Below are 13,348 nucleotides of genomic sequence, written 5' to 3' on the forward strand. Positions count from 1 at the left end.
CCCATGTTCAAATATATTGGCGACATCGTTAAGGGTACCGGTACCCAGTTGCGAAGCCTGGTGATGGTTTTCGGCCATGGCTTTCGCAAACGCGACACCCTGCAATACCCGGAAGAAGCGGTGTACCTGCCGCCGCGCTATCGCGGCCGTATCGTGCTGACCCGCGACCCCGACGGCGAAGAGCGTTGTGTAGCCTGCAACCTGTGCGCCGTGGCGTGCCCGGTGGGCTGTATTTCCCTGCAGAAAGCTGAAACCGAAGACGGTCGCTGGTACCCGGACTTCTTCCGCATCAACTTCTCGCGCTGCATTTTCTGCGGCCTGTGCGAGGAAGCTTGCCCGACCACCGCGATCCAGCTGACACCGGATTTCGAGATGGCCGAGTTCAAACGTCAGGACCTGGTGTACGAGAAAGAAGATCTGCTGATCTCCGGTCCCGGTAAAAACCCTGATTACAACTTCTATCGTGTTGCAGGTATGGCCGTTGCCGGTAAGCCGAAGGGCGCCGCACAAAACGAAGCCGAGCCGATCAACGTGAAGAGCTTGCTGCCTTAAGGAAGAAAGATGGAATTCGCTTTCTATTTCGCATCGGGTATTGCAGTGGTGTCCACGCTTCGCGTGATCACCAACACCAACCCCGTGCACGCCCTGCTCTACCTGATCATTTCGCTGATCGCCGTGGCCATGACCTTTTTCAGCCTCGGCGCACCGTTTGCCGGTGTCCTGGAAGTGATCGCCTACGCTGGCGCCATCATGGTGCTGTTCGTGTTTGTGGTAATGATGCTCAACCTGGGGCCCGCTTCGGTCGCCCAGGAACGCGTCTGGCTCAAGCCCGGCATCTGGCTTGGCCCGGTGATCCTGGCAGCCCTGCTGCTGGCTGAACTGCTGTATGTACTGTTCGCTCACCAGAGCGGCCAGGCCATCGGCCACACCACCGTAGACGCCAAGGCCGTGGGCATCAGCCTGTTCGGCCCGTACCTGCTGGTGGTCGAACTGGCTTCGATGCTGCTGCTCGCTGCAGCCATCACTGCCTTCCACTTGGGCCGCAACGAAGCCAAGGAGCAATGACGATGCCTGCTATCCCTTTGGAGCATGGTCTGGCGGTTGCCGGCATCCTGTTCTGCCTTGGCCTGGTCGGCCTGATGGTTCGCCGTAACATCCTGTTTGTGTTGATGAGCCTGGAAATCATGATGAACGCTGCTGCACTGGCCTTCATCGTGGCGGGTGCGCGTTGGGGCCAGCCGGATGGACAAGTGATGTTCATCCTGGTGATCAGCCTGGCAGCCGCCGAGGCCAGTATTGGCCTGGCGATCCTGCTGCAACTGTATCGTCGCTTCCACACGCTTGATATCGACGCTGCCAGTGAGATGCGCGGATGAACATGATCTTTCTGACTTTCGTATTCCCCCTGATCGGTTTCCTGCTGCTGTCGTTCTCCCGTGGACGCTGGTCGGAAAACCTCTCGGCCCTGGTCGGCGTGGGTTCCATTGGCCTGTCGGCGATTGTTGCCGCCTACGTCATCTGGCAATTCAACGTTGCACCGCCCGAAGCCGGTCACTACACCCTGGTGCTGTGGCAGTGGATGGCGGTCGAGGGCTTCAAGCCTGACTTCGCCCTCTACGTCGATGGCCTGTCGATCACCATGCTCGGCGTGGTGGTGGGCGTGGGCTTCCTGATCCACCTGTTCGCGTCCTGGTACATGCGCGGTGAAGCCGGCTACTCGCGCTTCTTCGCCTACACCAACCTGTTTATCGCCAGCATGCTGTTCCTGGTGCTGGGCGATAACCTGTTGTTCCTGTACTTCGGCTGGGAAGGCGTGGGCCTGTGCTCGTACCTGTTGATCGGTTTCTACTACAGCAACCGCAACAACGGTAATGCGGCACTCAAGGCCTTTGTCGTGACCCGGATCGGCGACGTGTTCATGGCCATCGGCTTGTTCATCCTGTTCCAACAGGTGGGCACGCTGAATATCCAGGAACTGCTGGTGCTGGCACCGCAGAAATTCCAGGTCGGCGACTTCTGGATCACCCTGGCAACTCTGATGCTGCTGGGTGGCGCTGTCGGTAAATCGGCACAACTGCCCCTGCAAACCTGGCTGGCAGACGCCATGGCCGGTCCTACCCCGGTGTCGGCACTGATCCACGCCGCTACCATGGTGACCGCCGGTGTCTACCTGATCGCCCGTACCCACGGCCTGTTCACCCTGGCGCCGGAGATTCTGCATCTGGTGGGCCTGGTAGGTGGCGTGACCCTGGTCCTGGCCGGCTTCGCCGCGCTGGTGCAGACCGACATCAAGCGGATCCTCGCCTACTCGACCATGAGCCAGATCGGCTACATGTTCCTGGCCCTGGGCGTCGGCGCCTGGGACGGCGCGATCTTCCACCTGATGACCCACGCCTTCTTCAAGGCCCTGCTGTTCCTGGCGTCCGGTGCGGTGATCGTTGCCTGCCACCACGAGCAGAACATCTTCAAGATGGGCGGCCTGTGGAAGAAACTGCCGTTGGCCTACGCCAGCTTCATCGTCGGTGGTGCCGCGCTTGCAGCCCTGCCACTGGTGACCGCAGGTTTCTACTCGAAAGACGAAATCCTCTGGGAAGCCTTTGCCAGCGGTAACCAAGGCCTGCTGTACGCCGGTCTGGTGGGTGCGTTCATGACCTCGCTGTACACCTTCCGCCTGATCTTCATCACCTTCCACGGTGAAGCCAAGACTGAAGCGCACGCAGGCCACGGCATCTCCCACTGGCTGCCACTGTCGGTGCTGATCATCCTGTCGACCTTCGTCGGCGCCATGATCACCCCGCCACTGGCTGGCGTACTGCCACAAAGCGTCGGGCATGCCGGCGGCGATGCCAAGCACAGCCTGGAAATCGCCTCGGGCGCCATTGCCATCGCCGGTATCCTGCTGGCGGCCCTGCTGTTCCTCGGCAAGCGTCGCTTCGTGACTGCCGTGGCCAACAGCGGCATTGGCCGCTTCCTTTCGGCCTGGTGGTTCGCCGCCTGGGGCTTCGACTGGATCTACGACAAACTGTTCGTCAAGCCTTACCTTGCGATCAGCCATGTACTGCGCAAAGACCCGCTCGACCAGACCATTGGTTTGATCCCGCGTGCTGCCAAGGCCGGCCACACCGCCCTGAGCCGCACCGAGACAGGCCAATTGCGTTGGTATGCAGCTTCCATGGCGGCCGGTGCCGTGCTGGTGATCGGCGCCATCGTAGTGGTAGCGGTCTGATATGAACTTTGCGAACTTGCGAAAGGAAACGAGCCCGTCATGATTCTGCCCTGGCTAATCCTGATCCCCTTTATCGGCGGCCTGCTCTGCTGGATGGGTGAACGCTTCGGCGCCACCCTGCCCCGCTGGATTGCGTTGCTGACCATGTCCCTGGAACTCGCACTCGGCCTCTGGCTGTGGGCCCATGGCGACTATTCATTTGCTCCGGCACCGGGTGTCGATCCAACCTTCGCGCTTGAATTCAAGCACGTCTGGATCGAGCGCTTCGGCATCAACGTGCACCTGGCCCTCGACGGCCTGTCGCTGTTGATGATCCTGCTGACCGGCCTGCTGGGTATCCTCTCGGTACTTTGCTCCTGGAAAGAAATCGAGCGTCACGTGGGCTTCTTCCACCTGAACCTGATGTGGATCCTGGGCGGCGTGGTTGGCGTGTTCCTCGCCCTCGACCTGTTCATGTTCTTCTTCTTCTGGGAAATGATGCTGGTGCCGATGTACTTCCTCATCGCGCTCTGGGGTCACAGTTCTTCGGACGGCAAGAAAACCCGGATCTACGCGGCAACCAAGTTCTTCATCTTCACCCAGGCTTCCGGCCTGATCATGTTGGTGGCGATCCTGGGCCTGGTCCTGGTCAACTTCAACAACACCGGCGTGATTACCTTCAACTACGCCGACCTGTTGAAAACCAAGATGTCGATGACTACCGAGTACATTCTCATGCTCGGTTTCTTCATCGCCTTCGCGGTGAAGCTGCCGGTGGTGCCGTTCCACTCCTGGCTGCCTGACGCTCACGCACAGGCGCCAACCGCAGGTTCCGTGGACCTGGCCGGTATCCTGTTGAAGACGGCGGCCTACGGCCTGCTGCGTTTCGCCCTGCCGCTGTTCCCGAATGCTTCGGCCGAGTTTGCGCCGATCGCCATGACCCTGGGTCTGATCGGGATCTTCTACGGCGCATTCCTGGCCTTCGCGCAAACCGACATCAAGCGTCTGATTGCCTTCTCGTCCGTTTCCCACATGGGTTTCGTACTGATCGGCATCTACTCCGGCAGCCAGCTGGCGTTGCAAGGCGCAGTGATCCAGATGTTGGCCCACGGTGTTTCAGCCGCCGCACTGTTTATCCTCAGTGGCCAGTTGTACGAGCGCCTGCACACCCGTGACATGCGTGAGATGGGCGGCATCTGGTCGCGTATCGCCTACCTGCCGGCGATCAGCCTGTTCTTTGCCGCCGCGTCCCTGGGCTTGCCGGGTACGGGTAACTTTGTCGGTGAGTTCCTGATCCTGATGGGCAGCTTCGTCAGTGCGCCATGGATCACCGCGATTGCCACTTCCGGCCTGGTGTTCGGTTCGGTCTACTCGCTGATCATGATCCACCGCGCCTACTTCGGCCCGACCAAGTCGGACGCCGTCCTCAAAGGGATGGATGCTCGCGAACTGATCATGGTGCTCGGCCTTGCGGTACTGCTGGTGTACATCGGCGTGTATCCGCAACCGTTCCTCGACACCTCTGCCGCCACGATGCATGGCGTGCAGCAGTGGTTGAGCACCGCCTTCACTCAACTCGCTTCGGCCCGGTAAGAGCGCTATGGAATTCACGATCCAACACTTTATCGCGCTTGCGCCGCTGCTGATTACCAGCCTCACCATTGTGGTGGTGATGCTGGCGATCGCCTGGCGCCGCAATCACTCGCAGACGTTCCTGCTGTCCACCGCAGGCCTGAACCTGGCCCTGCTGTCGATTATCCCGGCCCTCAAGGTCGCCCCGCTGGCGGTGACCCCGCTGGTCATGATCGATGACTTCGCGCTGCTGTACACCGCGTTGATCCTCGTTGCGACACTGGCCTGCGTCACCCTCGCCCACGCCTACCTCGGCGAAGGCGGCACCGGCTACCCGGGCAACCGCGAAGAGCTGTACCTGCTGATCCTGCTGGCTGCGGCCGGCGGTATCGTGCTGGTCAGCGCGCAGCACCTGGCCGGTTTGTTCATCGGCCTGGAACTGCTGTCGATCCCGACCTACGGCCTGGTGGCGTACGCCTTCTTCAACAAGCGCTCCCTGGAAGCCGGCATCAAGTACATGGTGCTGTCGGCCGCCGGTTCCGCGTTCCTGTTGTTCGGTATGGCCCTGCTCTACGCCGAAGCCGGCAGCCTGAGCTTCAGCGGTATCGGCCACGCCCTGGCCGCCACCAGCATGCCTGCGCCCATCGCCCAACTGGGCCTGGCCATGATGCTGATCGGCCTGGCGTTCAAGCTGTCGCTGGTCCCCTTCCACCTGTGGACCCCAGACGTGTACGAAGGCGCCCCGGCGCCGGTGGCCGCGTTCCTGGCCACTGCCTCGAAGGTTGCAGTGTTTGCGGTGATGGTGCGTCTGTTCCAGATCTCCCCTGCCGCCAACACGGGCGTGCTGAGCGACGTGCTGACCGTGATCGCCATCGCGTCGATCCTGTTCGGTAACCTGCTGGCCCTGACCCAGAACAACCTCAAGCGTCTGCTGGGTTACTCGTCCATCGCCCACTTCGGCTACCTGCTGATCGCCCTGGTGGCGAGCAAAGGCCTGGCCGTGGAAGCCATCGGCGTGTATCTGGTCACCTACGTGATCACCAGCCTTGGCGCTTTCGGTGTGATCACCCTGATGTCCTCGCCGTACAAAGGCCGTGACGCCGACGCCCTGTACGAGTATCGCGGCCTGTTCTGGCGCCGTCCGTACCTGACTGCCGTGCTGACCGTGATGATGCTGTCCCTGGCCGGCATCCCGCTGACAGCAGGCTTTATCGGCAAGTTCTACATCGTCGCGACCGGTGTCGAAGCCCACGAATGGTGGCTGGTTGCCTCCCTGGTGCTGGGCAGTGCCATCGGCGTGTTCTACTACCTGCGCGTGATGGTCACCCTGTACCTGATCGAGCCAAACCTGCGCCGTGTGGATGCCGAGCTGCACTGGGAACAGAAAGCCGGCGGCGTGATGCTGCTGGCTATCGCCCTGCTGGCATTCTTCCTGGGTGTGTACCCACAACCGTTGCTCACCCTGGTGCAGCATGCGGTGATGGCGGGTTGATCGCTTAGGCTCAAGCAGTAAACAGAACGGCACCTTTGGGTGCCGTTTTGCGTTTCTGGGAAAGGTTCAAGCTCCCTGCCCAGTTCAAGGAATATTCCTTACTGAAATGCCTCTGTGTCTGGCATCTACCTGCCAGAGCCGCTCGTATGGTGTGTGCGCTTTAGGAAGAATCCCACACCAGGGTCACTTGACCCCTGGCACATGGGCCACCAAACTATACGCAGGCTACGTACAGAACATGGATGCTCTATTTATCGAACTGCCGCCCTTTGAGCGGTACCGCAAGGACTACCTGACTGACGAACTGTTTCACGGCTTTCAACAAGAGCTAATGAAGAACCCCGAAACGGGAGCCGTGATGGAAGGCACCGGTGGGTTACGCAAGCTGCGCTTCGTCGATGAACGACGAAACAAAGGCAAGCGAGGTGGATTACGCGTCATCTACTACTGGTGGTCAGGCGGCACTCAATTTTGGCTGTTCACGCTGTACGGCAAGCACGAGCAGAGCGACTTGAGCCCACAACACAAAAAAGCCCTCAAACACATGCTGGACAGGGAAATCAAAGCGAGAGGATTCACATGAACCGTGACATTTTTTCCGAACTGGTCGAAGGCTTCGATGCATTGGCCAATGAGCGCCAAGGCAAGGTCACACTACGTACTCATACCGTGCAGCAAAACAAACTGGCCCCTCTCACCGCTGAAGACGTCATTGCAGTACGACAACAACTCAATCTTTCCCGTGCTGTATTTGCCATGTACCTACGCACCAATACACGCACCCTGGAAAACTGGGAGCAAGGCCGCGCGCGACCTAATGCCCAGGCGGCCATACTGATTCGCCTGGTATCAAAGTTTCCGGATACGGTGGAACGATTGGCATTGCTAAGCTAATTATCTGCCTTAAAGACTGCTGAAGCGGTCTTTCACACATCAACAAAAACGGCACCTCACGGTGCCGTTTTACTATCCGACCTACCTCACTTACGCGCCGCCTCCCACGACTTGAGCAAATCGGCATAGTTCACGGTTTCACCCTTGGGTTTCTCGTTCGCCAGTTTCGGCTTCGGTGCGCCCGGCTGGTCGAACCAGTACTGGGCGTCGCGCTCGGGGTTCATCTTCGGTCCGCAGATCGGCTGCACCTTGGAGCGCTCCAGGCGCGTCATGATCGCGTCCTGGTCCTTGGCCAGGCCATCCAGTGCCTGTTGCGGGGTTTTCTCGCCGCTGGCGGCTTCCGAAATGTGGCTCCACCACAGTTGGGCCAGGCGTGGATAGTCCGGCACGTTGGTACCGGTCGGTGTCCACTGCACCCGCGCCGGGCTGCGGTAGAACTCCACCAGGCCGCCGAGTTTGGGGGCCAGGTCGGTCATGGCCTGGGAGTTGATGTCGGATTCGCGGATTGGCGTCAGGCCGACGATGGTTTTTTTCAGGGAGACGGTTTTCGACGTCACGAACTGCGCATAGAGCCAAGCCGCGAGTTTTTGCTTCTCAGGCGTGGACTTGAGGAACGTCCAGGAACCCACGTCCTGATACCCCAGCTTCATCCCCTCCTCCCAATACGGCCCGCGTGGCGACGGTGCCATGCGCCACTTCGGCGTACCGTCGGTATTCATCACCGGCAGCCCGGGTTTGGTCATGTCGGCGGTAAAAGCGGTATACCAGAAGATCTGCTGGGCGATATTGCCCTGGGACGGCACCGGCCCAGACTCGGAGAAGGTCATGCCCGCCGCTTCCGGTGGCGCATAGGCGCGCATCCAGTCGACATACTTCTGCGTGGCAAACACCGCGGCCGGGCCGTTGGTGTCGCCGCCGCGAGTCACGCTGGAACCCACCGGATGGCAGTCCTCGACCCGGATCCCCCACTCGTCTACCGGCAAGCCATTGGGCAGGCCCTTGTCGCCGCCACCCGCCATGGAGAACCAGGCATCGGTAAAGCGCCAGCCCAGGGACGGGTCTTTCTTGCCGTAGTCCATATGCCCGTAGACGCGCTTGCCGTCGATTTCCTTGACGTCTTCGCTGAAGAACTTGGCGATGTCTTCATAGGCTGACCAGTTCACCGGTACGCCCAGTTCATAACCGTACTTTTCCTTGAACTTGGCTTTCAGGTCAGCACGCTCGAACCAGTCAGCGCGGAACCAATAGAGGTTGGCGAACTGCTGGTCGGGCAACTGATAGATCTTGCCGTCTGGTGCGGTGGTAAACGAGATGCCGATAAAGTCCTTGAGGTCCAGGGTCGGCGAGGTGAAGTCCTTGCCTTCATTGGCCATCAGGTCGGTGATGGACTCGGTCTTGCCATAACGAAAGTGCGTACCGATCAAGTCGGAGTCATTGACCCAGCCGTCATAGATATTCTTGTCGGACTGCATCTGGGTTTGCAGTTTCTCCACCACATCGCCTTCCTGCAGCAGGTCGTGGGTCAGCTTGATCCCGGTGATTTCACTGAAGGCCTTGGCCAGTACCTTGGATTCGTACTCGTGGGTGGTGAGGGTTTCCGACACCACATTGATCTTCATCCCACGAAACGGCTCGGCCGCCTTGATAAACCACTTCAACTCTTCAAGCTGCTGGGCTTGCGTCAGGGTGGACGGTTTGAACTCGCTGCCGATCCATTTTTTCGCGGCATCTTCATAGGCATCAGCCCAGGCCGCAGCACTCAAGCCGCTGAGGGCCAAGACGGCGGCCAATGAAATGCTATGTCGCAGCTTATTGTTTTTATCGAACATAGAGACCTCCTGGTTGATTTCAGACGGGACCGACAGATGCCCCGACCCATGTAGGAGCGAGCTTGCTCGCGAAAAACCCCAAGACACCGCGTTAATCCAGACAACCTGCGTTATCGTTGACGACTTTCGCGAGCAAGCTCGCTCCTACAGGGGTATGGGGACCACCTCAGCCCCAGCGCATCACAGACAACAGCCACACCACAGACAGCGCGGACGCCACCCAGATGCTCCAGCCGGTTACGCCAATCACCAGCAGGTGCAGGTAGGCGCTCCCGAGAAGACCGATAAACAAGCGATCACCACGCGTCGTGCTGATCGGTAACAAACCGCGCCGGGGAATACTCGGCGAACGCAGCTCCCACGTGGTCATGCCCGCCAACAGCAGGGCAATCGCCGCAAAAAACAGTGCCGTCGGGGTGGTCCAGGCCATCCATTCCATCATCGTTTCCTCAGACCCGACCCAGGGCAAAGCCCTTGGCCACATGGTTGCGAACAAACCAGATCACCAGCATGCCCGGCAAAATGGTCAACACCCCGGCCGCCGCGAGCACGCCCCAATCAATGCCGGAGGCCGATACCGTACGCGTCATCACGGCGGCAATCGGCTTGGCGTTCACCGAGGTCAGCGTGCGCGCCAGCAGCAGTTCGACCCAGGAAAACATGAAGCAGAAAAACGCTGTGACCCCGATCCCAGAGCCAATCAATGGGATAAATATCTTCACGAAGAACTTCGGAAAGCTGTAACCGTCGATGTAGGCAGTTTCGTCGATCTCTTTGGGCACCCCCGACATGAATCCCTCCAGAATCCACACCGCCAGCGGTACGTTGAACAGGCAGTGAGCCAGAGCTACCGCGATATGGGTGTCGAACAGGCCAATCGACGAATACAGCTGGAAAAACGGCAGCAGAAACACCGCCGGCGGCGCCATGCGGTTGGTCAGCAACCAGAAGAACAGGTGTTTGTCGCCCAGGAAGCGATAGCGTGAAAACGCGTAGGCCGCCGGCAGCGCCACTGTCAGGGAAATAACCGTGTTCAGGCTTACGTAATACAACGAGTTGAGGTAGCCGGTGTACCAACTGGGGTCGGTGAAAATCACCTTGTAGTTGGCGAAGGTGAAGTCCTGGGGAAACAGCGTCAGCCCTCCGAGGATTTCGGTGTTGCTCTTGAAGGACATGTTCAACAGCCAGTAGATCGGCACCAGCAGGAACAGGATGTAGATCAGCAGTGGGATGACCTTGCGCTTGCTCATGTTGGCGGCCTCAGCGGTTGGCGTCGGAGTGGGTCATGGCGGTGTAGAACAGCCAGGACACCAACAGGATGATCAGGAAATACACCAGGGAAAACGCAGCAGCCGGGCCCAGGTCGAATTGTCCTATCGCCATCTGGGTCAAGGTCTGACTCAAGAAGGTAGTGGCATTACCCGGTCCACCGCCGGTCAGCACAAACGGCTCGGTGTAGATCATGAAACTGTCCATGAAACGCAGCATCACCGCGATCAACAGCACGCTCTTCATCTTCGGCAATTGGATATGTCGGAATACGGCCCAGGCCGATGCCCGATCAATCCGCGCAGCCTGGTAGTACACATCCGGGATTGCTCGCAGCCCCGAGTAGCACAGCAGCGCCACCAGGGACGTCCAATGCCAGACGTCCATCACCAGTACCGTGACCCAGGCATCCATGGTGTTGGCGGCATAGTTATAGTTGATGCCCATGGCATTCAGGGTCGAGCCCAACAGGCCGATATCGGCACGTCCAAAAATCTGCCAGATGGTGCCGACCACGTTCCACGGGATCAGTAGCGGGATGGCCATCACAATCAATACCAGGGACGACCAGCGGCCCTTGGTCGGCATGGTCAGGGCGATCGCGATACCCAGCGGGATTTCGATCAGCAGCACACAAGCCGAATAGATGAACTGGCGCAGCAGCGAGTCATGCAGGCGCGGGTCAAGCAGCACCTGTTTGTACCAGTCAGCCCCGACGAAATAGCGGCTGGACTGGTCGAAGATGTCCTGCACCGAGTAGTTGACCACGGTCATCATCGGGATCACCGCGCTGAACGCCACCAGCAGGAACACCGGCAATACCAGCCACCAGGCCTTGTTGTTCTGCACCTTGTTCATGGCCGCACCTCCAGCAGGTAATCGTCGGCATACACCATCAGCCATTGCGCCGGAAAACTGATCGAGGCCCGCCCCTCGGGCACCGGCTTGTCTTCGGCCAGGCGTACTTTCAACGGCGCACCGTCGAGGTTGAGCGTCATGATCTTGTAGGTGCCCAGGTCTTCGACATGCATGACGTCGGCCTGCAACGCATCGGGATTGGGCTCGTCCCACACATGGATAAACTCGGGACGAATCCCGACCTGAAGTTTCTTGTAGGCTTTTTCCGAAATCTGACGTTGCTGCAGCTCGGACAACGCCAGGTGAGTACCGGCAAAACGCACACCACCGGCGTCAGCCTGCACCTCAATCAGATTCATCCCAGGGCTACCGATGAAATAGCCGACAAAGGTATGACTGGGGCGCTCGAACAACTCCCGCGGTGTGCCGAACTGCACAATCTGCCCGCCGTACATCACCGCAATCTTGTCGGCAAAGGTCGAGGCCTCCAACTGATCGTGGGTGACGTAGACCATGGTGATGTTGAACTGCTCGTGGATCTGCTTGAGCTTGCGCCGCAGTTTCCACTTCAGATGCGGATCGATCACTGTCAGCGGCTCATCAAACAGGATCGCCGAGACGTCATCGCGCACCAGCCCACGGCCCATCGATACCTTCTGCTTTTCATCGGCGCTGAGGTTGCGGGCTTTTTTGCCCAACAGGTTCTGCAGGTCGAGCACCTCGGCAATTTCCTGCACCTTGCTGTGCACTTTCGCCTCGGCCATGCCCTGGTTACGCAGGGGGAATGCCAGGTTGTCGAACACCGTCATGGTGTCGTAGACCACCGGGAACTGGAACACCTGGGCGATATTGCGTTTTTCCGGAGTCAGGTCATTCACCACCTTGCTGTCGAACAGTACCTGGCCTTCCGAAGGGCTAAGCAGGCCAGAGATGATATTGAGCAACGTCGACTTGCCACAGCCCGACGGGCCGAGCAACGCGTAGGCGCCACCCTGCTCCCAGACGTGGTTCATTTCACGAATGGCGTAGTCCTCGGGACCGGCAGGCGTAGGGCTGTAGCTATGCGCCAGGTTCTGCAAATGGATCTCGGCCATCAGGCAACCCTCGCGACACGGCGCCCGGGCGCCTGGACCAAGCAGCCCTGGCCATCGAACACAAACAGTTTATGGGTGGGGATATAGATCCGGATCGGCGCATCGACGTCGTATTCGTGCACCCCAGGCAGGTGCAACACCAGTAGGAAATGGTCACTGCGTACATGCAGAAAGGTTTCCGAACCACTGATCTCCGCCACTTCCACGGTCACGGCCAGTTCCAGGTCATCGTCATTGCTGGGTACCAGGCTGATATGACTGGGGCGCACGCCAAAACGGAACTCGCCTTCACCAATCGGCCGCAGGTCCACATTCAATGGGAAGTGCACATCGTTGGCGAAGCTCACCTCGTTGCCGCTAATCCGCCCCGGCATCAGGTTGATTGGCGGTTCGGAAAACAGCTCGGCGGCCAGCACCGTTTGCGGCTGGTGATAGACCTCGGCGGCCTTGCCGCTCTGTATCACCCGGCCTTCATGGAGGATCGTGGTGGTGCCGCCCAGGGCCAGGGCTTCATTGGGCTCGGTGGTGGCGTAGATGGCGATGGTGTTGCGCGCCTTGAACAGCTCGCGCATTTCCTGACGCAGCTCTTCGCGCAATTTGTAGTCCAGGTTCACCAGAGGCTCATCAAACAGGATCAATTCGGCGTCCTTGACCAGCGCCCGGGCCATGGCCGTTCGTTGCTGCTGGCCACCGGACAGCTCCAGGGGATGGCGTTGCAGGAACTTGTCGATACGCAGCATCTGCGCGGTTTCCAGCACTTTGCTCTGGATCAGTTCGTTGGACACCCCGGCCTGGCGCAAGGGCGAGGCGATGTTTTCGAACACGGTCATGGTCGGGTAGTTGATGAACTGCTGGTAGACCATCGACACATTGCGCAAACGCACGGGCTTGTGGGTAACGTCCACACCGTTCATCAGGATGCGCCCATTGTCAGGCTTATCCAGGCCGGCCATCAGACGCATCAGACTGGTCTTGCCGGACAGCGTACGGCCGAGCAGGACATTGAAGGAGCCTGCTTCGAAGCGCAGGTTGGCATCATCGATCCAGGTCTGGCCTTCGACAACGCGGGTGACATGTTCCAGGGTCAATGACATGACACGACCTTTTTATTATTGGAATTGTTCTTCCAAGGCCA

14 protein-coding genes are annotated in these 13,348 nt (G+C 59.4%); 8 read left to right on the forward strand and 6 right to left on the reverse strand.

Annotated features, from left to right (window positions below; genetic code table 11):
- Positions 1 to 3 precede the first annotated feature (3 nt).
- The 8 genes from nuoI (at position 4) to BFQ03_RS27175 (ending at position 7,163) form a co-directional block, all read left to right on the forward strand.
- Positions 4 to 552, forward strand: coding sequence for an NADH-quinone oxidoreductase subunit NuoI (gene nuoI, locus BFQ03_RS27140; RefSeq protein ID WP_003174725.1), 549 nt, complete (start codon positions 4 to 6; stop codon positions 550 to 552).
- A gap of 9 nt (positions 553 to 561) precedes the next feature.
- A complete protein-coding gene (gene nuoJ, locus BFQ03_RS27145) occupies positions 562 to 1,065 on the forward strand; it encodes an NADH-quinone oxidoreductase subunit J (RefSeq protein WP_017476146.1) in 504 nt (167 codons plus the stop codon).
- A 2-nt stretch (positions 1,066 to 1,067) separates the two neighbouring features.
- On the forward strand, positions 1,068 to 1,376 hold the full coding sequence (gene nuoK / locus BFQ03_RS27150) for an NADH-quinone oxidoreductase subunit NuoK (RefSeq protein ID WP_003174727.1): 309 nt from the start codon (positions 1,068 to 1,070) through the stop codon (positions 1,374 to 1,376).
- Positions 1,373 to 3,226, forward strand: coding sequence for an NADH-quinone oxidoreductase subunit L (gene nuoL, locus BFQ03_RS27155; protein ID WP_032857391.1), 1,854 nt, complete (start codon positions 1,373 to 1,375; stop codon positions 3,224 to 3,226). Before nuoK ends, nuoL begins: the two co-directional genes overlap by 4 nt.
- A 39-nt stretch (positions 3,227 to 3,265) precedes the next feature.
- Positions 3,266 to 4,798, forward strand: coding sequence for an NADH-quinone oxidoreductase subunit M (nuoM, locus tag BFQ03_RS27160; RefSeq protein WP_029293337.1), 1,533 nt, complete (start codon positions 3,266 to 3,268; stop codon positions 4,796 to 4,798).
- A 7-nt stretch (positions 4,799 to 4,805) separates the two neighbouring features.
- Positions 4,806 to 6,269 carry an NADH-quinone oxidoreductase subunit NuoN gene (nuoN, locus tag BFQ03_RS27165; RefSeq protein ID WP_065944419.1) on the forward strand — a complete coding sequence of 488 codons (1,464 nt, stop codon included), beginning with the start codon at positions 4,806 to 4,808 and terminating at the stop codon, positions 6,267 to 6,269.
- A 238-nt stretch (positions 6,270 to 6,507) separates the two neighbouring features.
- A complete protein-coding gene (locus BFQ03_RS27170) occupies positions 6,508 to 6,852 on the forward strand; it encodes a type II toxin-antitoxin system RelE/ParE family toxin (protein WP_065944452.1) in 345 nt (114 codons plus the stop codon).
- Positions 6,849 to 7,163: a helix-turn-helix domain-containing protein gene (locus BFQ03_RS27175; protein ID WP_032857393.1), complete on the forward strand. Its 315-nt coding sequence runs from the start codon at positions 6,849 to 6,851 to the stop codon at positions 7,161 to 7,163. Before BFQ03_RS27170 ends, BFQ03_RS27175 begins: the two co-directional genes overlap by 4 nt.
- A gap of 86 nt (positions 7,164 to 7,249) precedes the next feature.
- Here the strand turns inward: BFQ03_RS27175 and BFQ03_RS27180 are convergent, their stop codons facing one another.
- The 6 genes from BFQ03_RS27180 to BFQ03_RS27205 all read right to left on the reverse strand — a co-directional run bounded on the left by BFQ03_RS27180 (position 7,250) and on the right by BFQ03_RS27205 (position 13,307).
- Positions 7,250 to 8,992: an ABC transporter substrate-binding protein gene (locus tag BFQ03_RS27180; RefSeq protein ID WP_032857394.1), complete on the reverse strand. Its 1,743-nt coding sequence runs from the start codon at positions 8,990 to 8,992 to the stop codon at positions 7,250 to 7,252.
- Between the two features lie 166 nt (positions 8,993 to 9,158).
- Positions 9,159 to 9,431, reverse strand: coding sequence for a DUF2160 domain-containing protein (locus BFQ03_RS27185; RefSeq protein WP_029293327.1), 273 nt, complete (start codon positions 9,429 to 9,431; stop codon positions 9,159 to 9,161).
- A gap of 10 nt (positions 9,432 to 9,441) precedes the next feature.
- The gene (locus BFQ03_RS27190) at positions 9,442 to 10,242 is read right to left on the reverse strand and encodes a carbohydrate ABC transporter permease (protein WP_032857395.1); all 801 of its coding nucleotides are present in this window, start codon (positions 10,240 to 10,242) and stop codon (positions 9,442 to 9,444) included.
- Between the two features lie 10 nt (positions 10,243 to 10,252).
- Positions 10,253 to 11,119, reverse strand: coding sequence for a carbohydrate ABC transporter permease (locus BFQ03_RS27195; protein ID WP_032857398.1), 867 nt, complete (start codon positions 11,117 to 11,119; stop codon positions 10,253 to 10,255).
- Positions 11,116 to 12,213, reverse strand: coding sequence for an ABC transporter ATP-binding protein (locus BFQ03_RS27200; protein ID WP_032857399.1), 1,098 nt, complete (start codon positions 12,211 to 12,213; stop codon positions 11,116 to 11,118). The genes BFQ03_RS27195 and BFQ03_RS27200 overlap by 4 nt, the downstream gene beginning before the upstream one ends.
- Entirely contained in the window at positions 12,213 to 13,307 is a 1,095-nt protein-coding gene (locus BFQ03_RS27205) for an ABC transporter ATP-binding protein (RefSeq protein WP_032857401.1), read from the reverse strand. The genes BFQ03_RS27200 and BFQ03_RS27205 overlap by 1 nt, the downstream gene beginning before the upstream one ends.
- Positions 13,308 to 13,348: the final 41 nt, after the last annotated feature.

Source organism: Pseudomonas sp. 25 R 14, from assembly GCF_900004755.1.
Lineage (GTDB): Bacteria > Pseudomonadota > Gammaproteobacteria > Pseudomonadales > Pseudomonadaceae > Aquipseudomonas > Aquipseudomonas brenneri.